Here is an 18,861-nt window from a genome sequence, read left to right as displayed (position 1 = left end):
GCTGTAGCGTGCGCGTTGTACGCATGCGGGATTCAGGCCGCGCCGGCCAGCGAGGGTTGCCATAAACGCACGCCGTTGCGTCCGGCACGCTTCACCTCATACAACGCTTCATCGGCGTGACTGAGCCAGTGGCGCATCGTCTCAGCATTAGCCGCCGAGGCGATGCCAATACTCACCGAACAGCGAAACTCCGCCGACGCCGGTAAACGCACCTGGGCGATTTTCTCTTTAAGCCGTTCTGCCAGTAATACGATCGATTCGTCAGTGGCGTGATGCACAATCACGCCCAATTCATCGCCGCCAAAGCGTGCCGGAATATCCAGCAAACCCACTTGATTGCGCAGCAGTGCGGAGATCTCCGCCAGCAGGAAATCTCCGGCTTCGTGGCCCCACGTATCGTTGACCGATTTAAAGTAATCGAGATCCATCAGCAGCAAATAGGCGGCGCTGTCGCCACGGCGCGTGCTGAGGAATTCGCTTTCGAGGCGACGCTCGAACAGACGCCGATTTGGGATCTCCAGGCCGGGATCCATCAGCGCAATACGCTCCAGCTCGCGATTACGCTGGCGCAGCTGCCAGGTGAGATTGTACGACGCCACGCTGAGCACCAGCATATAGCTCGTTGCCAGGGGTAACGTCAACCAGACGGTTTGCATGCTAAACGTCAGATTTACCCCCGCGCCATCTACCAGCCACACCATGACAAACGCACAGAGAAAGGCCTGCATCGCCGCAATCAGCTGGGCTGGTCCCCCTGCGGCATAACGATCCGATGCCAACACCGCCATGATGATAAATGAAGGCAGCGGGCTCAGCGCCATGAGCGCAACCCAGATACCGCCGAATGCGGCATCGAGCGTTAAATTATGGCGCTCTGTGGTGGTGGAATCTTCAGCCGCCAACGCCCGACGATAAGCCAGCCATGGCCAGAGGAAAGCATTCACAAATAACAGCGCGCTAAACGCCAGATCGCGTTGCATCTCCATCAGGACCGAGAGAATTGGGAAAAAACATAAAATCGTGCCGAGCTGGCGCATGATGAACATGCGGCGGACGAAGCGTTGAGAGCGCCGCTTAAGGTGGTTATCGTCTGGTGAGTAGTAGCTCATGCACGTGAAGTATCAGGTCGACAAGATCAGCAGTTTAACGGGAAAAGTTATCAGCGGATCGCTTTATTTTAAGAATATTCACCTTGCACTTCACCGCTCAAGTAAAACGGTGGAAATCGAACTGCATCGATCTCCACCTTAAGGGTTTTACTGCCCTACCCCTTGCAGCCGGAACTGTGCGACCAACCGTTCCAGCATCATCGCCTGCTCTTCCAGCGAGTTGGCCGAATGAGAAGAGGCGCTGACCAGCGTAGCATTCTGCTGCGTGGTGGTATCCAGTTCGCCAACCGCGCGCGCGATCTGCTCAATGCCGCGACTCTGCTCATCCGATGCGGCTGAGATCTCTTCCATGATCTCATTAACGCGCGCAATGCTGCCGAGGATCTTATCCATGGTTTCACCCGCGCGTGCTACCTGCTGGTGGCCATTGCTAATACGTCCCACCGACTCACTGATCAGTTGCTCAATATCCTTTGCCGCGCCGGCGCTACGCTGCGCCAGATTGCGCACTTCACTGGCAACCACTGCAAAACCGCGTCCCTGCTCACCAGCGCGGGCAGCTTCTACCGCGGCATTCAGTGCCAGAATATTGGTCTGGAAAGCGATGCTATTAATGACTGAAGTAATATCAGCAATCTTTTTCGAGCTATCAGAAATTTCACCCATGGTGTTCACCACATCGCGTACCGCAATGCCGCCTTTACTGGCGTTTTGTGAGGCTTCCGCGGCAATCTGGCTGGCCTGACGCGCATTGGCGGCGTTGTTCTTCACCGTGGCGGTCAGTTGCTCCATGCTGGCAGCGGTTTGCACCACTGCCGCAGCTTGTTGTTCGGTGCGCGAGGATAAATCGAGGTTGCCTTGATTGATGGCACTGGCTGCCTGCGACACGCTGCTGACGCTGCTCAACACATCGCCAATCATGCTGCGCAATCGCTCGTTCATGCGTCCCATCGCCGACGTCAATTTACCCAGCTCATCTTTCCTATCGGTTGCGAAATGCGAACTAAGATCGCCGCTGGCGATACGCTCCGCCAGCTGCAGGTTGTGGAACACCGGCCGGGTGATTTGGCGGATGATATACCACGCCACCAGCACGCCAAACAGGATCGCTAAACCGCCCATCAGCAACGACATCGTCGCAGAATCGTTGGCGAGCTCATCGTTGCGCGCTTTAACGATGCTGATGATCTGTTGGATTGCCGCGCTGCTTTTATCACCCGCCACTTTGACTGTATCTTCCGCAGCGCGCAGCTGACCATACGCATCCGCCGCTTGCAGGCTGAGGTTTTTGAATTTTTCGGTGTCCTGCCACAGGGCGTTAAATTCGCCCTGCTGTTCCGGCGGTAACTGGGAAAGTAACGCCTTCATGCCCCGATCGGCCTGCTGAACATGGTTCTCCAGCGTTTCACGTAGCGTCGCGCTCACGTTAAATCGTAATGCCCAGGCTTCTTCACGTACGTTGCTGATAGCAAACAGTTGCTCGTAGATCTGCTGCGTCAGTTCGGGATTGATGACGGGGGTGCGGATGAGTTGGGTGTAACGAGAGGTCATATCCTGCTGGCTCAGTGCATCAAGCTGGGAACGCAGGCTATTGAGCTGCTGCGTGGCCTGCGTCATTGCGCCGATGCTGTTTTGAAAGCTGGCGAGATGCGTGGCGAGTTCATCAACCCGTTCCCGCGCCCCTTCCGTCCATGAAAGCTGTTTGGCTTCGCGGGTGAGCTGCTGCGCGTGGCTAACGTAGTCCGTCATCACCTGACCGGATTTGTCATCGCCATAAAGATATTTGAGGCGGTTAATTTTGGCCTGGAACACGTCGATGTTGATGTCATAAATCAGGTTCGTTTTCTGATAGATGTCATGAATGGCGTTAAAGCGCTGCACGCTCAAGCCGGTCGCCAGCGCCACTAACAGCAGCACGATGCCAAATCCTGCCGACAATTTGCGGGTAATGCGCACGTTACGTAATCGGGATACCAGCCCCATGTTCCCTACTTCTGCGTATATTGTTTTTATAAAGTTCTTAAGCAGTTATCGGAGCACGCGAGGAAATGTTTATTGCGGATTGAGCAAAAAGTGATTGCAGAATGTGACGCGTTACGGCAAGTACGCCAGCATGTTTGTATCAGCGGAGGCCCTCAGCAACCTTTTCGATTACGCCACGAAGCCACTGATGGGCTGCAATCTCTTGCGTGCGGCGATGCCATAACAAATGAAATTGCATGGTCGGCATCGCCAGCGGTGGAGTGAACATGCGGATCTGTTGCGGGTTTCCGGCTAGCGTCATCACGCGACTCAGCACCGTGGCGACATAAGCAGATCCTGGCAACAGTGCGGGAACGGCAAACATATTCGGTAATGTCAGGCCAATGTCGCGCGCCAATCCTTGCTCGCGCAGCTGTGCATCCACCAAACCGTAATGATTGCCCTCGGGCGAGACCAGAATGTGCTTCATGCTGAGAAACTGCACTAAATCCATCCCCTCGCGAGCGGCCGGGTGATCGAGCCCCATCAGGGTGAGTTCATGGGTATTGCGGCTACTGGCCGTCGTATTAGCGTGCGACTGCATGAATTTCACCTGCTAGACGGTGAACGTGTGACCACTACGTGGCATATGGAAGACTGGATGACGATGTTCCAGCAGCTGGGCCACTTTCCGCCTGCCTAACCGAAAATAAGGTTATGCAGACAAGGCTTCGCGCCGAGACAACGATAACTACAGTATGTTGTAACTAGAAACGCTAATAAATCGTTTTGGCGAAAATTATTGTTATTATTCTGTTGATATTCAATAGCATCAGTCGGTTGCAGCGCGTAATCGCGGGCGATTTCAGCCTGAAATCGCCCGCAGCATCTCGCCTAACGGCGAACGTTTTTACCAATGCGTGGCTTGCATGTCGATGACGAAACGGTATTTCACATCACCTTTCAACATTCTTGCAAATGCCGTTTCAATCTCTTCACCCGCAATCAATTCGATATCTGCGGTGATGTTATGTTCACCGCAGAAATCCAACATCTCCTGCGTTTCCTGAATACTGCCAATCGACGATCCGCTGATGCTCAGGCGGCGATTCACTAGCGGCGTTACGTTTGGTGACTGATGCGGCTGTTCTGGAATTCCCACCAGCACCAAACGGCCGTTGGTTTTTAGCGTGGCCAGATAGGGATCAAGATCGTGCGGCGCTGACACGCAGTCTACGATAAAGTCCAGCGAGGTCTGAGCAGAAGCCATTTGCTGCGCATCACGTGAAACGACCACGCGCTTCGCACCCAACCGCAGCGCATCTTCCCCTTTAGCCGGAGAGGTAGTGAACAGCGTAACTTCCGCGCCCATCGCACTCGCCAGTTTAACCGCCATATGTCCCAGGCCGCCCAAACCCACTACACCCACTTTATCACCGGCTTTCACGCCAAAATGACGCAGCGGTGACCACACGGTTACTCCCGCGCACAGCAGCGGAGCCACACCCGCTAACGGTAATGCCTGCGGAACAGAGACGACAAAATGCTGATCGACCACAACATTTTGCGCATAGCCGCCCCAGGTACTGTCGCCGGTGTATTTATCGATGCCGTTATAAGTGGCAGCAAAACCGGATTCGCAATACTGCTCCTCTTTTTGCTGGCAGAAATGGCATTGGCGACAGGAATCCACCATCACGCCCACTCCCACCACATCACCCGGTTTGAAATTCATGACGTCTGCGCCCGTTTCCACTACGCGACCCACGATTTCATGGCCGGGCACCAGCGGATAGCGGCTCACCGCCCACTCATTGCGTGCCATATGTAAATCTGAGTGGCATACGCCGCAATAAAGGATCTCAATTTTTACGTCCTGCTGCTGCAAAGGGCGCAGCGTAATCGCGCTGGAAGAGAGCGGTTTTGCCGCGTCGTGCGCAACTAATGCATTGATTTTCATCGTGCCTCCGAATTGGGCTGGCTTTGGCTAACTGAAGGCGGCAGACTATAGTGAACATGGTGCAGAATTGATAGTAGTTACCGTTTGGTAACCTTAAGAGAGGCGCAAGCAATGCCCGCGATTGTTGACGGAAAACTGTTCTTTTACGCGGATTCCCCGCCGCGACGTTTAATGGATCTGTTTTCAGTGAAATGGAGCAGCATGGTGCTGCATGCGTTGTACCACTGGCCGAATCATCGCGCACGAACTGGCGAGTTGCAGCGCAGCCTGCAGGGCATTTCGAAAAAGATGCTTTTTCAAACGCTGAAAGAACTTGAGCAGCGCGGACTGATCGCCCGCCACGTTTATGATGTCATTCCGCCGAAAGTCGATTACCGGCTCACGCCGCTGGGCAAGACCTTTGCCGCGCCGATTGAGCAGATGTATCAGTGGGGACTGGAAAATCAGGCAGCGCTGGATGAAATGGAAGCGAGTTATCGCACGGCTACGGACGCGCCATCAGACGTGCCACACAATCGCGATCGTGCTGCTGACGCGGATTGAACACCACCAGACTTAAACCCGGTTTACCTTCTACCGCGAAAGTACTGTATTCCAGCTCCAGCACGCCTTCATCGGGCAACCACAGCTGTTTTAGGCCTTCGCCATGCTGGCTGACCTCTTGCGACAGCCACAGCTGGCGGAAGGTTTCACTCATCTCGCTGAGTTCCTCCACCAGCGCACGCACGTGCTCAGTCGCCCCTGTTCGTGCCACGTCCGCACGGAAGTTTGCCACCATGCCGCGCGTCACCCGATGCCAATCCGGCAGGCGCTTTTTCATCTCTTCATTACGGAACATCATCAGCAAAATATTGCGCTGTTCCGGCGGCAGTTCGGCGTAATCAACAAACACTTTGGTCGCGGCACGATTCCACGCAACGACTTGCCACTCGGCGGTTTTAATCAGCGCGGGCGTATTGTCCATGCTATCAAGCACACGCTGCAGCGACGGTGAAACGTCCACGCCCGCTTGCCATGTCACTCCCGGCAAGCGATTTTGCGCCAGCAAAAACAGATGGTCGCGCTCGGCGGCGCTCAACTCTAACGCTTTGGCTAAGCGTTCAAGCACCTCTTCCGATGGCGCACCGCCTCTGCCCTGCTCCAGCCATGTGTACCAGGTCGTGCTGACGCAGGCGCGCACGGCCACCTCTTCGCGACGCAAGCCCGGCGTGCGACGCCGTAGCAGCGGGTAACCCAATTTGGCGGCATCCAGCCGCTGGCGGCGTTCGCGCAAATAGTTACCGAGCACGTTGTCATCTTGCATGGTCATGGCGTTATCCTGTTAGTCCTTATACCTGTATAAGCTCACGGCTGTTCGTCGTGGCGTAGGGTTTTATCATAGTGCTTCAACTTTGATGAAGTGGAGCACGATTATGCGAATTTTTGTGACCGGGGCGAGCGGATTTATTGGCTCGGCCATTGTGAAAAAACTGCAGACACGCGGTTATGAAGTGCTAGGTTTAGCACGCAGCGATGCTTCAGCTGAAAAACTACAGCAGCAGGGTGTTCAGGTGGTCCGCGGCGAACTGGAAGATGTGGCCAGTTTACGTAACGCCGTTGAGCAAAGCGATGGCGTGATTCATGCCGGTTATATTCACGACTTCAGCCGCATGGATCATGCCGCCGAGGTCGATCAGCGCGCCATTCTGGCAATGGGTGAGGTACTGGCCGGTTCTAATCGCCCGCTGATAGTCACCACCGGCACAGCGTTAGTCTCGCCAGGACAACTCGCCACGGAACACATTCGCCCCGTGGCCGGCGCGCATCCTCGTTCAAATTCCAACGTTGCCGCCCTGGCCATGGCCGATCGCGGGGTGCGCGTGGCGCTGGTCCGTTTGCCACCGACGGTACATGGCGCTGGCGATCACGGTTTTATTCCAATGATCATCAATATGGCGAAAGAAAAAGGCGCGGCGGTGTATGTTGGCGAGGGCGAAAATCGCTGGCCGGCGGTGCATCGTAACGATGCCGCTGAGCTATTTTGCCTTGCGGCCGAAAAGGCCGAAGCAGGTGCAATTCTGCATGCCGTACAGGAAGAAGGCATTCCATTCCGTCAGATTGCCGAAACTATCGGAGCAGGATTAGCGCTGCCGGTTAAAAGCCTGACGCTGGAGGAGGCAAAAGCCTGGCTCGGTTGGATGGCCTTTTTCGCTTCAACGGATAATCCTTCGTCAAGTGCATGGACGCGCCAAACGTTCGGCTGGCAACCCACCGAACCGGGATTATTACAGGATATGCGTGAGGCGGGTTATTTCAGCTAAAGGCAGATTGGTTGCCAAAAATGGCGTAATGTTCGTCAGTTAGGCGCCGTATCAAATCACCGCACCTTCCGTAGCGGCGCGATTTATCGCGCAATAAATTGCGCCGCTACTAGGTGTGCGCTCGGTAATAAAGTTTTTTTCATCTCTTAATTGATAACCATTACATCATGAATGGCGACCCAACGTTTATAGCGGGATTTTTGTAGGGTGCGCATTCATGCGCACCTGGCACTCTCATTTAACCAAATGGCTCTTCTCGCGCCAGCAGACGAGCAATAACGTTGAGTGCGCCTTCATCATTGTTACTTTCAGTTTTATAACGCGACACCGCACTCACCGGTGCTGCCGCATTCGCCATAGCGAAGCTATAGCAGGCCTGGCGCAGCATTTCGATGTCATTCGCGCTATCACCAATCGCGACCACTTCACAATCATCAATGCCCCATTTCTCCTGCAGCAGTGCGATGCCGTGCGCTTTATGGCAGCCGGGGATGATCAAATCGACAAAGCCAAAGCCGCTGGATACCGGATGCATGATGTTTTCAATCGCGTTTAGTTCTGCGTGCAAGCGCTCCATCAACGCATCCACACCTTCATGCGCCAGATTCAGCGAGAATTTGAAGATGGTGTCATCGATATCGTACAGATTGTCGCGTTTTTCCAGGCGATGATAGTGATTCGCCAGCATAGCGATCACCTCGTCGGACATTGACGTATGCACATATGCGCCATTGCGGCCGCATACTACGGTGCTGATATCCGGCTCTTTTGCCAGAATATCGAGGATTTGATGCACGCGCTCCGGCGCCAATTCGCCGCAGAAGATCTCTTCATTACTATCAGAAACCCAGGCGCCATTTTCCGCTACAAAAGCAATTTCATCTTTAATCTCAGGGAAATAGCGCAGTAACTGATAATACTGATTGCCACTGGCGACCACGAAACGGATCCCCTTCTCTTTCAGCAATGCGTACTGGCGAGCAAAACGCTGCGCATTGTACTGCTTGTTGTCATCGAGAAAAGTCCCATCCATATCCACCGCAATCATTTTTACTGCCATTTTGCTCTCCCGTATTTGTTCGCTTGCTGCATCCAGCTAAAAGGTTTTCTTAAGCTTACTCGCGGTGTGGATTATTGAGAATGTGAATAATGAGTTTGTTAACCGCTTTCAGAGATTTCCAGTCCATCTTTTACTGTAAATCAGCGCCTTTTTCCCTGATCCAGGCACAAAACATCTGCGCCATTTCCTGCGCATACGCCTGGATCTCTGCAGGCGTACGCGGTGATTCGGAGAAGTGTTTGCCCACATTGCCCAGCGTGCTATTGATTAAATCCGCGGCGCGCGCACGATCGTCCTCATTGGATTGCGGCAGCAGTTCCAACAAAAAATCACTGATGACATTATCACCCGCCGCCCGCGCTTCCTGTACTTCAGGTGCATCACGATATAACGGTGCGGCGTCATTAAGCGCCGTGCGCATTGCTGCTTCTTCACACTCCGATTGCAAAAATGCCAGCGTGAGATCGTGCAAACGCTGGCGCGGCGACACCGCGTTATTGCTCAAGATTGCAGCTAATAAATTGCCGGTGCGTTGCCACTCTTCGCTTTGCAATCTGAAAAGAATAGCCGCCTTATTGGGAAAATACTGGTAAAGCGATCCAATACTGACGCCGGCTCGCTCCGCCACGCGCGCGGTGGTGAAACGCGTGGCCCCTTCCTGCTCTAAAACCTGAGTAGCCGCTTGCAAAATGGCCGAAACCAGCTCGCTCGAACGCAACTGCTGCGGCCTTTTTCGCTCTGAAATCTTAGTGTTACGACGCTCAGCCATAGGCTCTCCTGAACACGAATAGTGAAATGCGATTAATTCATCGTATTCTGTTCGCACAGCATAATCCATTTTTTCATGTCCGGAGAAAACCATGAACACCTTAACATCAGCGCCGTTAGCACCGCTGTTGAACTACCTGTTTGAGCTGGCCGATAATATGGCGCATCCCACCAATGAAGCGTTCCGTAAGATGTCCGATGCCGAACAACATCGCCTGCTGCAAAGTAAAACTGATTACCTTGAGCTGTATGGTCATCTGAAAGATGTACCGCTGGCGATATCCCGTGAAACCGGCAAACTGCTGTATATGCTGGCGCGCAGCAGCAATGTGCAATCAGTGATTGAGTTTGGCACCTCATTCGGGATTTCCACCCTGCATCTGGCCGCAGCAGTGCGCGATAATGGCGGTGGCAACATCATCACCTGTGAATTTGAGCCAGGTAAAGTAGCGCTGGCGCGGAACCATTTTGCCGATGCGGGCGTCAGCGATCTGATTGAGATACGCGTGGGGGATGCCTTACACACGTTGAGCCGCGATTTACCTGCATCCATTGATATGTTGATACTGGATGGCGCAAAAGCGATCTATCCAGAGATTTTGACGCTGGTAGAGCCTTATTTACGTGCGGGCGCACTGATCGTTGCGGATGATGCCGATTTCAGCCCAGCCTATCTTGAACGCGTGCGCAGCAGTCGCGAATTCATGTCGCTGCCGTTCAACGATGGCGTGGAAGTCTCCATGTGGTTGGGGAAAATGTAGGGAGGCCTGCCCGCCTCCCGTAAATACGGTGGATCAGTTAAACCACGGCTGGAAAGGATCGGGGAGCGCGATCCAGTTATCTGCGCCAGACGCCATTTCCTCATCAGTGAGTAGCGCCTCCTCAAGCTTTTCACGCAGCGCGGCTTCGTCCATGTCAATGCCAATGAAGACCAGCTCCTGACGAGCGTCCCCCGTTCCGTCCACCCAGTTATCGAGGATGTACTGCAGGTTTTCTTCATCCTCAGGCCAGCGCTCTTTCGGCACGCTAGCCCACCACATTCCTGCTAATCCCTGACGTGATACGCCGCCCGCCTGCGACCAGGAACCCGCATGACGCGGGCGACTGGCTAGCCAGAAGTAGCCTTTGGAACGCACTACGCCGTGCATCTCGTGTTCAATCACCTGAGCGAAACGCACGGGATGGAACGGGCGACGCGCACGGAACACAAAATTGCGAATGCCATACTCTTCGGTTTCTGGCGTATGTTCGCCGCGTAGCTCCTGCAGCCAGCCCGGCGCCTGCGCCGCAGCGTCAAAATCGAACAAGCCAGTATTGAGAACCTGCTCCAACGCGACCTTGCCGAATTCAGAGGTAATGATGTTGGCACGCGGATTAAGCGACGTCAGAATCGCCATCAGCCGCGCCTTTTCCACTTCATCAATCAGATCGGTTTTATTGAGAATGAGCACATCGCAGAACTCGATTTGATCAACCAGCAAATCCACCACCGTGCGCTCATCTTCTGCGCCAAGGGATTCACCGCGCGACTGAATGCTTTCATTCGATTCATAGTCACGCAGGAAGTTGAAGCCATCGACCACCGTCACCATGGTGTCTAGCGCCGCCACAGCAGACAAACTTTGGCCCTCCTCATCGGCGAAGGTAAAGGTTTCCGCCACCGGCAGCGGCTCAGAAATGCCGGTCGATTCGATCACCAGGTTATCGAAGCGCCCATCCTTCGCCAGTCGATTAACTTCCAGCAGCAGATCTTCGCGCAGCGTGCAGCAGATGCAGCCATTGCTCATCTCCACCAGCTTTTCGTCGGTGCGCGACAGCTCTGCCCCGCCCTCGCGCACCAGCGCGGCATCAATATTCACTTCCGACATGTCATTGACGATCACCGCCACGCGACGGCCTTCGCGGTTATTCAGAATATGATTTAGCAGCGTAGTTTTACCGGCACCGAGAAAACCGGAAAGCACAGTGACCGGCAGCTTTTTAGACCCATGGGTAGATGGGGTTATTGCGGACATAACAACTCCTTCATATGACAGCGAGCACAAGTCGTAGTGACGCATGCGGTAAAATTGTTATGTTATAACATAACAAATTGAGATGTCATCGAAGAATGTTGATTGGGGTAAAATAAATGGATCGCCATGAATGGCGACCCTATGTGTATTGAGCTGGGTTTTCGTAGGGTGCGCATTAATGCGCACCAGGCATACGAAGGATTACTGATTATTGGGGTAACTCAAATCAATTGCTTGATCCGGCAGAGTAGTGAAGGTCTTAACGAGGGTGCGGAAATCGGCGGTCGGCTTCAGATCGGCAAACTGCTGCGGATAGAGATCCTTCGCCAGAATTTCCATGCCAATGATGTTGTACGGATGGTTATAGAAGTGGTGATAAACGCCGTACACGCGGCCCTGCTTCACCGGTTCGATCTGCGATAAGCCGGTGCGCTTCAGCAACGTATCGAAGGTCGCCTTAACTTCCTGCGGCTGAACGCCATAGCCAAACGGCAGCACATTAGTATTGGGCCGTTTAGATCCCGTCATAATGTAGACGTCAGGTTTCATGGCGATGATTTTTTCCAGCGCCACAAATCCGGCATTGCCCGGCAGCAGTTCAGAGCCAATGTTTTTCCCGCCAACCGCCTCCACCAATCCGCCCCAACCGTTATGGCTGTGAGTAAAGCAGCAATTATCGCTGTTACCGGCGATCGGTTCGATAAATACCGTCGGTTTGTTCTTTATTTTCGCTACCGCCTGGGAAATGCGCTCAAACTTCTGCTGATAGAAATCGGTATAGGCTTTAGCCTGCGTTTCACGGTTCAGCACTTTACCCAACAGCGTCACGCTTGGTGCGGTGTTTTGCGCCGGATGCAGTTCGTAATCGACAAATACCACAGGAATATGCAGATTATTCAGGGTGTCAAGCACGCCTGACTGCTGCAAGGCGGGTTTGGCGCGCAGTTGGGCAATCATTAAATCCGGTTTCTGTGCCAGCACGCTTTCGAGGTTGACCTGGCCCTGATCGCTAAAGCCCATATCGACAATTTTTGTCGCTTCCGGCCAGCGGCCTTTCAGCGCGTCCCAGGTTTGCGTATCTTGTTTTTTCGGCAAGTTGTTCCACGCTACCACGCGCTTAAACGGATCGTCTCGGTCAAGCAGCGCCAGCGTCAGAATGTCGCGACCATCCTGCAAGATAATGTGCTGAGGCTCTTTATTGATGGTTTGCGTTTTACCGTCCATATCGGTGACGGTCAGCGGATAGGTCGTGGCGGCAGCCGCGGTTGAAGCCAGTAAACCCATTGCCAAAAGCAGGCGCGTTTTCATCCTAAAACTCCGTGGTAAAAAGAATAGTTATTATTATCAATTACCTTAACACAACCTTAAGTGGCGGAAATAAACGCCACTTCAATCAGTTGTAACGGAGTTTTACGGCTGCGCTTAGGTGAAATCAGACAGTTTCTGCCCAGACGTGATCAGCTCCTGCAGCAGCATCTGGCGACGCTCCTGCGGCGTATCACGGCTCACCATAAAGCAAATCGCGGCCACGGCCTGGCCACTGCGTGAACGAATCGGCGCGGCCATGCAGCAGGTGAAGCTTTCAGATAAGCCTTCGGTCATGCAGTAACCCAGTTTTCCCGCATGGTGAATTTCATCAAGAAACGCCTGCTTATCGAGGATTTGACCGCTGGCGAGGCGATAATCCTCTTCCGGGATGAGATCCAGAATCGCGCTGTCAGACCAGTTGCTGAGCAGTAAGCGGCCGGTAGCCGTCCAGGTAATTGGCACGCGCACGCCGATATCTGAGGTGATCTTGAACGGATGGGCATTACTTTCCGAAAGCACCACGGTGTATTTATTGCCTTCCAGCATGCAGAGCTGCACGGTTTCCCCATGGCGCGCCACAATCTCCACCATCAGCTGATGCGCCCGGCGAATGAGGTCGTTGTGCGCCATGTAATCCGCACCGTAATAGTGCATTTCCCGGCCAAAAAAAACGGCGCCTTCGGCATCCAGTTCCAGCAAACCGGCTTCACTCAGCAGACTAACTAATTCATAAATGCTGGATCGCGGCGCTCCCGTCGCTTCAATCAATTCACGCATCGCCATCGGCTGGCGCGCACTGTGCAACTGCCGAAAAATATCAATAACCCGGTCAACGCCGCGCGCCCGTGAGGGTTTTTCATCCGGCATACACTCACTCTCCTGCTGCTCTACTACGAATAGTTAAGGGGGATATAAGCAAAACATCATACACGTGGCTTATGCTTTTACCCATCTCAGATTAAATAAAAATTATTCATCAGAATTTTATTTAGGTGTTCTTTTTTGGGGCCTCATTTTGGCGCACTGCACCGCCCTCGCTTTTATAAAATCACGATAACGATCACATTCTCATTTAAAAATGAACGGTCGCTTAATTTTATTTTGCGATCCCGACTACATCACAAAAAATTAAATACCCATGCACATATTGCAAAAGAAAAAATCCTGTGCAAATCTTGCCCTATCCAGTATTGCAGATTGCAGTCTGGTATATCAGACAATGAGAAAGCCACGCTTTCGTGCAAACAGGAGCAGGATGGGATGACGATTACACGTTATGGTGTAGAAGGTGGAACCGGGACGGGTGGGCAAAAACTGCCCTTCGCTCGTGCAGTTGAAGCCGACGGCTGGCTTTACATCTCCGGCCAAACGCCAATGCGCAGTGGTGAGGTCGTTGAGGGTGGCATCATCGAACAGACGCAACTGGCGTTCGAAAACTGCCTCACTATCATGCGCGAGGCCGGCTATCGCGTCGAAGATGTGGTGCACGTCACCGCGGTATTAACTGATGCACGCTATTTCAGTTCATTCAATAAGGTGTTCAGTGAGATATTCAGCGGCAATCCACCCGCGCGTATTTGTAGCGTGCAGGATTTAGTGGTGGACTGCAAAGTGGAAGTCGATATGAAATGCTTCCGTGCCGATCGTAAATAATTATTAACCTCAAAACAGGCTGGCGAAATTCACTTTAAGCGCCTGCACCAGGACAGCCTGTTATTAATTAATGCCTTTCTATTTTGCTGTGAAATAACGGCGCGATGCCGTCTCGTCAAAATATCTAAAGAGAGCATATAAATGAATACAACATCGCTAAAAATAAGCGTCAAAGCGGTAGCCAGTGCGCTGGTTTTACTGACTCTGGCAGGCTGTACGCCCACGGAAGAGAAAAAAGACGCTGGTGCAGCACCACAATCTGCACTGCAAACCGTGTTGCAGCGCGGCACCTTACGCGTGGGCGATTGCCTGAGCTTCGCTCCCTTCGGGTTTTACGATAAAGACGGCAATCCCGACGGCTACGATGTTGATCTCGCCAAAGCATTGGCCAAAGAGATGGGCGTGAAGCTTGAGATGGTCAATACCACCAGCGCCAACCGCATTCCCAATCTGCAAACCAATAAAGTGGATGTGGTGTTCTGTAACTTCACCCGTAATCTGGAGCGCGCTAAAGAGATCGGCTTTACCAACCCGTATGTGGTCGCGAGTGAAGCGATGCTGGTGCGTAAAAATAGCGGCATCCAATCTGCCCACGACATGGGCGGCAAAACGATCGCCACGGTGAAAGGTTCCACCAACGGCGACGAAGTACGCAACCTCGGCATCGACGTGAAGATTCAAGAATATGATTCATCGCAGGCGGCGATTCTCGCGGTAAAACAGGGCCAGGCCGATGCGATGATCGAGGATAACAACTTCCTCGCCTATCAGGCCAAGCTCGACCCGACGCTTACCGTCACCAATGAAGCGCTGGTACCGCTGGAATACAACGCCTTCGGCGTGAAACAAGGTGACCAAGTGTGGACCAACTATCTAAACGAATTCCTGTTTGAAATTAACGCTTCCGGCGAAAACGCCCAGCTGTATCAGAAATGGTTCGGCAACAAGCCGCGCTACCCGCTGAATCCGCAATATTGATGGCACGCGGCGCGGCAGAACATGCTGCGCCGCCCCAAGGAGCAGAACCATGAGTTATCAATGGCTAACCCTGTGGCGCTATGCCGACACATTTCTCGAAGCCGCCTTGCTAACCCTGCAAGTGACATTGCTGGCGTTTGCGCTGGCGGTCGCGCTGGGATTGCTCTCCGCGCTGGCTAAAGCATCGCCGCTGGCGCCGCTGCGCTGGATCAGCCACTGCTACGTTGAATTCATCCGTAATACGCCGGTGCTATTGCAAATTTTCATCATCTTCTTTGGTCTGCCGTCGCTCGGTATCACCATGAGCGCCTTTACCGCAGGCGTGCTGGCACTGGGGATCAACGTGGGGGCTTATCTCTCCGAAACCTTCCGCGCGGGAATTCAATCGGTACCCAAAGGCCAACTCGAAGCCGCGTGGGTGCTGGGGATTCCGCGGCGACAGATCTTCCTGAATGTGGTACTGCCACAGGCAGCGCGTGCGGTGTGGCCGGCCATTATCAATAACCTGATTCAGCTGTTGCTTGGCACCTCGTTGCTCTCAGCTATCGCGCTGCCAGAACTGACCGGCACCGCGACGGTGATCAATGCGCGTACGCTGCTCTATATCCAAACGTTCAGCGTGGTCGCGCTGGTGTATTTAGTGCTGAGCAACCTGTTCTCGTGGCTGGGAACGCTTGCAGGACGGCGCATGTTCCACCCGCCGCTGGTGACGCCAGTAAAAAAGTCCGCATGGTGGTGGGCAAGAAAATGGCTGACTAATCCATTGAAGCGGGAGCGCGCGCTATGAACGACTTAATCATCAGTTCGTTACCGATTCTGTTGAAAGGGCTCGGTATCACGCTGCTATTGTCGGTGGCGGCGATTATTGGCAGCACGCTGCTGGGATTGCTGGCCGCGGTGCTGCGCACCAGCCGCCTGCCGGTCGCCAGGCAGATCGCTGTGATCTATACCGAACTGTTTCGCGGCACGCCAGTGCTGATCACACTGATGTTCATTTACTTCGGCGTGGCTTACTTCGGCTACGACATCAATTTGTTTGCCGCCGGCATTCTGGGGCTAAGCATTTATCAGGGCGCATACATCGCCGAGGTGTTCCGCGCCGGTATTGAAGCCGTGCCGAAAGGTCAGTGGGAAGTGTCATGGATTCTTGGCATGTCGAAGCGCCAGACCTTCATGAGTGTAGTCCTGCCGCAAACGCGTGGCATCGTGCTGCCACCGCTAGCAGGGCAATATCTTTCACTGATTAAAGATACCTCGATCGTCAGCATGATCGGCATGTCCGAACTGATGCATCAGGGACAGGCGATTGTCGATCGCATCGGCCAGCCGGTGGTGGTTTACGGTCTGGTTGCCCTGCTCTACTTCGCTATCTGCTTCCCCATTTCCCGTTGGGTACAACATCATCAGACCAGGAGCCAAATTTCATGAGCAAATCCGCCATTACGCTGAGCCGGATCACCAAATCTTTTGGCTCTACCCAGGTTTTGAAAGAGATCAGTCTGGATGTTTCACCGGGTGAAGTGCTGGTGCTGATCGGTGCCTCTGGCTCGGGAAAAAGCACCGTGTTGCGCATTATGAGCGGACTGGAGATCGCCGACGGCGGTGAAGTCTGGGTGAATGAAGTGCCGCTGCATGAACGTAAGCGCGCCAACGAAATCTGCGGTCACGTTGGCATGGTGTTCCAGCAGTTCAACCTGTTTCCTCATAAAACCGCACTTGGCAACGTCACGCTGGCGCTTGTTAAAGCACAAAAACTGTCTGAAGCGGAAGCCACAAAGCGCGGAATGGCGGCGCTGACGCGCGTAGGCCTCGCTGAGCGCGCACATCATTATCCGGCACAGCTTTCCGGCGGCCAGCAGCAGCGCGTTGCGATTGCCCGTGCGCTGGCGGTGGAACCAAAAATCATGTTCTTCGATGAAGCCACATCGGCACTGGATCCAGAGTTGGTGGGTGAAGTCATGGAAGTGATGCGCAGCCTGGCGCGTGAAGGTATGACGATGGTGGTGGTGACGCACGAAATGGGCTTTGCGCGGAAAACCGCCGATCGCGTGGTGTTTATGGACCAAGGCGTTATTGCTGAGCAGGGTTCGCCCGAGCAGATTTTCGTTAATCCACAAAATCCGCGCACCCAGCAGTTTTTATCACGCGTGCTTGAACACTAACAGGAGGAGATATGTCGATTCGCTTTCCGCTGCAGGCGGATGGTTTATTAGATGAAGAGTTGCTCGCGCCGCGTTTTAAATCCGTAGCGGGTGCCGGAGATGCGCCGTTGGCAAGCGGTACCTCGGTGCTCAGTAGCGATCGCGTGTTTTCACCCTTGATGGTCATGAAACAGTCGGCGCTGGAGAATAATCTGCGCCAGCTGGCGGCCTTCTGTAATGAAAAAGGCGTGATGTTAGCGGCGCACGGGAAAACCTCGATGTCGCCCGCCATTCTGCGTCGCGCTATTGCGGAGGGTGGCGCATGGGGTTTAGGTGCTGCCACACCCGCTCAGGTACGCGCGCTGCGGCAGTTCGGCATTCGCAATGTCTTTCTCGCTAACGAGTTGGTCGATCCGGCGGGCATTCGCTGGATTGCACAGTGGCAACAGCAGCATCCCGATCACGGCTTCCTTTGCTATGTAGATTCACTGCAAGGGGTAAAACTGCTGGAACAGCACCTCGGTGATAGCCAGATTTCGGTTCTGCTGGAGATGTCCGTTAGCGGTGGACGTACCGGTTGCCGTTCCCAGCAGGCAGCCGTGGCAATTGCTGAAGCAGTTGCAGCCTGCCCGTCGCTCAAGCTGGTGGGTGTTGCCGGTTATGAAGGTGCACTTGGCGCCGGTCGCGATCAATCAGGTATTCAACGCGTCAAGGATTACTGCCAAATGATGATCGCAACGGCAGCAATACTGGCGGAGAAGCAGCTGTTTGGCAGCGACCACATTATTTTAAGCGCCGGTGGTGGAGCCTGGTTTGATGTGGTGACGGAGTGCTTTACCGCGGCAAAACTGCCCTTGCCGATGACGCCGTTGATCCGCTCTGGCGCTTATATGGCACACGATAGCGGTCTCTACGCTCGTATCGCGCCCTTTGCGCAACCTGGCGCATCACACCATTTTGAGGCCGCGCTCGAGATTTGGGGACGAGTGTTATCACGTCCAGAGCCGGGATTAGCGTTCGTGGATTTTGGTCGGCGTGACGTGCCATTTGATCAGGATTTGCCCAACCCGCTGTGGATCCGCCGTGCCGATGGCAGCGCACCGCGCTCGGCAACGCATCTGCGCATCAGCGACGTTAACGATCAGCACGCCTATTTGCTGCTGCCTGAAGATGACCCTCTGCAGGTGGGCGATTGGGTGGGCTGCGGTATTTCGCATCCGTGTACCGCTTTTGATAAATGGCGCTATCTGCCGCTGGTCGATGATGATTATTGCGTCACAGATTCACTGGAAACAGCGTTCTGATGGTTTTATGAACCGTTTTAACCAGGTCGCCATGAATGGCGACCCTACAAAATGTGCAGGCTTTGTAGGGTGCGCTTTCATGCGCACCAGGACACCATGAGTGGCGACCCTACGAAAATGTGCAGGCTTTGTAGGGTGCGCTTTCATGCGCACCAGGACACCATGAATGGCGACCCTACGAAAATGTGCAGGCTTTGTAGGGTGCGCTTTCATGCGCACCAGGACGCCATGAGTGGCGACCCTACGAAAATGTGCAGGCTTTGTAGGGTGCGCATTCATGCGCACCAGGACACCATGAGTGGC

20 protein-coding genes are annotated in these 18,861 nt (G+C 53.9%); 10 read left to right on the top strand and 10 right to left on the bottom strand.

The genetic code is table 11. The features are described 5' to 3' along the window. Positions 1-32: 32 nt before the first annotated feature. The 3 genes from AC07WB_RS19810 to AC07WB_RS19800 form a co-directional block, all read right to left on the bottom strand. Complete coding sequence (locus AC07WB_RS19810; protein ID WP_345830267.1) at positions 33-1,109, bottom strand: diguanylate cyclase; 1,077 nt, start codon at positions 1,107-1,109, stop codon at positions 33-35. A gap of 147 nt (positions 1,110-1,256) precedes the next feature. After that, positions 1,257-3,092 (bottom strand): methyl-accepting chemotaxis protein, encoded by a 1,836-nt coding sequence (locus AC07WB_RS19805; protein WP_494941102.1) that lies wholly within the window; start codon positions 3,090-3,092, stop codon positions 1,257-1,259. A 139-nt stretch (positions 3,093-3,231) separates the two neighbouring features. Next, positions 3,232-3,675 (bottom strand): LysR substrate-binding domain-containing protein, encoded by a 444-nt coding sequence (locus tag AC07WB_RS19800; RefSeq protein ID WP_494941101.1) that lies wholly within the window; start codon positions 3,673-3,675, stop codon positions 3,232-3,234. Between AC07WB_RS19800 and AC07WB_RS19795 the strand changes: the two genes are divergently transcribed. After that, on the top strand, positions 3,631-3,774 hold the full coding sequence (locus tag AC07WB_RS19795; protein ID WP_345830272.1) for a hypothetical protein: 144 nt from the start codon (positions 3,631-3,633) through the stop codon (positions 3,772-3,774). The two genes, AC07WB_RS19800 and AC07WB_RS19795, sit on opposite strands and share 45 nt — an antisense overlap. A 207-nt stretch (positions 3,775-3,981) precedes the next feature. On the opposite strand, the gene AC07WB_RS19790 is transcribed toward AC07WB_RS19795, so the two are convergent. Continuing rightward, complete coding sequence (locus AC07WB_RS19790; protein ID WP_494941100.1) at positions 3,982-5,031, bottom strand: NAD(P)-dependent alcohol dehydrogenase; 1,050 nt, start codon at positions 5,029-5,031, stop codon at positions 3,982-3,984. A 111-nt stretch (positions 5,032-5,142) separates the two neighbouring features. On the opposite strand from AC07WB_RS19790, the gene AC07WB_RS19785 reads away from it, so the two are divergent. Then, positions 5,143-5,574 (top strand): winged helix-turn-helix transcriptional regulator, encoded by a 432-nt coding sequence (locus AC07WB_RS19785; RefSeq protein WP_097098246.1) that lies wholly within the window; start codon positions 5,143-5,145, stop codon positions 5,572-5,574. On the opposite strand, the gene AC07WB_RS19780 is transcribed toward AC07WB_RS19785, so the two are convergent. Continuing rightward, positions 5,516-6,340 carry a helix-turn-helix transcriptional regulator gene (locus AC07WB_RS19780; protein ID WP_494941099.1) on the bottom strand — a complete coding sequence of 275 codons (825 nt, stop codon included), beginning with the start codon at positions 6,338-6,340 and terminating at the stop codon, positions 5,516-5,518. The two genes, AC07WB_RS19785 and AC07WB_RS19780, sit on opposite strands and share 59 nt — an antisense overlap. 103 nt (positions 6,341-6,443) lie before the next feature. On the opposite strand from AC07WB_RS19780, the gene AC07WB_RS19775 reads away from it, so the two are divergent. Continuing rightward, positions 6,444-7,331: an SDR family oxidoreductase gene (locus tag AC07WB_RS19775; RefSeq protein ID WP_097098245.1), complete on the top strand. Its 888-nt coding sequence runs from the start codon at positions 6,444-6,446 to the stop codon at positions 7,329-7,331. Positions 7,332-7,569: 238 nt separating this feature from the next. On the opposite strand, the gene AC07WB_RS19770 is transcribed toward AC07WB_RS19775, so the two are convergent. Both AC07WB_RS19770 and AC07WB_RS19765 read right to left on the bottom strand, forming a co-directional pair. Then, a complete protein-coding gene (locus tag AC07WB_RS19770; RefSeq protein WP_097098244.1) occupies positions 7,570-8,391 on the bottom strand; it encodes a Cof-type HAD-IIB family hydrolase in 822 nt (273 codons plus the stop codon). A 130-nt stretch (positions 8,392-8,521) separates the two neighbouring features. Then, the gene (locus AC07WB_RS19765) at positions 8,522-9,160 is read right to left on the bottom strand and encodes a TetR/AcrR family transcriptional regulator (protein WP_494941098.1); all 639 of its coding nucleotides are present in this window, start codon (positions 9,158-9,160) and stop codon (positions 8,522-8,524) included. Between the two features lie 91 nt (positions 9,161-9,251). Here AC07WB_RS19765 and AC07WB_RS19760 point away from each other — a divergent pair, with 91 nt between their 5' ends. Then, positions 9,252-9,920 carry an O-methyltransferase gene (locus tag AC07WB_RS19760; protein ID WP_097098242.1) on the top strand — a complete coding sequence of 223 codons (669 nt, stop codon included), beginning with the start codon at positions 9,252-9,254 and terminating at the stop codon, positions 9,918-9,920. A gap of 33 nt (positions 9,921-9,953) precedes the next feature. On the opposite strand, the gene zigA is transcribed toward AC07WB_RS19760, so the two are convergent. From zigA to AC07WB_RS19745, 3 genes are all read right to left on the bottom strand, one after another. Further along, the gene (zigA, locus tag AC07WB_RS19755) at positions 9,954-11,174 is read right to left on the bottom strand and encodes a zinc metallochaperone GTPase ZigA (protein ID WP_345830284.1); all 1,221 of its coding nucleotides are present in this window, start codon (positions 11,172-11,174) and stop codon (positions 9,954-9,956) included. Positions 11,175-11,375: 201 nt separating this feature from the next. Next, positions 11,376-12,482 carry an ABC transporter substrate-binding protein gene (locus AC07WB_RS19750; protein WP_097098240.1) on the bottom strand — a complete coding sequence of 369 codons (1,107 nt, stop codon included), beginning with the start codon at positions 12,480-12,482 and terminating at the stop codon, positions 11,376-11,378. A gap of 114 nt (positions 12,483-12,596) precedes the next feature. Beyond that, positions 12,597-13,349 carry an IclR family transcriptional regulator gene (locus AC07WB_RS19745; RefSeq protein ID WP_345830286.1) on the bottom strand — a complete coding sequence of 251 codons (753 nt, stop codon included), beginning with the start codon at positions 13,347-13,349 and terminating at the stop codon, positions 12,597-12,599. Between the two features lie 393 nt (positions 13,350-13,742). Between AC07WB_RS19745 and AC07WB_RS19740 the strand changes: the two genes are divergently transcribed. From AC07WB_RS19740 to AC07WB_RS19715, 6 genes are all read left to right on the top strand, one after another. Further along, positions 13,743-14,135 (top strand): RidA family protein, encoded by a 393-nt coding sequence (locus AC07WB_RS19740; protein ID WP_494941097.1) that lies wholly within the window; start codon positions 13,743-13,745, stop codon positions 14,133-14,135. A 141-nt stretch (positions 14,136-14,276) separates the two neighbouring features. After that, complete coding sequence (locus AC07WB_RS19735) at positions 14,277-15,113, top strand: ABC transporter substrate-binding protein (RefSeq protein WP_097098237.1); 837 nt, start codon at positions 14,277-14,279, stop codon at positions 15,111-15,113. Positions 15,114-15,162: 49 nt separating this feature from the next. Beyond that, positions 15,163-15,900 carry an amino acid ABC transporter permease gene (locus tag AC07WB_RS19730; protein ID WP_494941096.1) on the top strand — a complete coding sequence of 246 codons (738 nt, stop codon included), beginning with the start codon at positions 15,163-15,165 and terminating at the stop codon, positions 15,898-15,900. Continuing rightward, a complete protein-coding gene (locus AC07WB_RS19725; protein ID WP_345830288.1) occupies positions 15,897-16,541 on the top strand; it encodes an amino acid ABC transporter permease in 645 nt (214 codons plus the stop codon). Before AC07WB_RS19730 ends, AC07WB_RS19725 begins: the two co-directional genes overlap by 4 nt. After that, positions 16,538-17,275 carry an amino acid ABC transporter ATP-binding protein gene (locus AC07WB_RS19720; protein WP_345830290.1) on the top strand — a complete coding sequence of 246 codons (738 nt, stop codon included), beginning with the start codon at positions 16,538-16,540 and terminating at the stop codon, positions 17,273-17,275. The genes AC07WB_RS19725 and AC07WB_RS19720 overlap by 4 nt, the downstream gene beginning before the upstream one ends. An 11-nt stretch (positions 17,276-17,286) precedes the next feature. Further along, positions 17,287-18,558, top strand: a complete 1,272-nt coding sequence (locus AC07WB_RS19715) for an alanine racemase (RefSeq protein WP_494941095.1) — start codon at positions 17,287-17,289, stop codon at positions 18,556-18,558. The last annotated feature ends 303 nt before the right edge of the window (positions 18,559-18,861 follow it).

The sequence above is a fragment of the Pantoea sp. GW821-FHT03E06 genome (assembly GCF_059420725.1).
The sequence above is the reverse complement of the archived record's forward strand: the minus strand, read 5'-3'. Positions and strand labels throughout refer to the sequence as shown.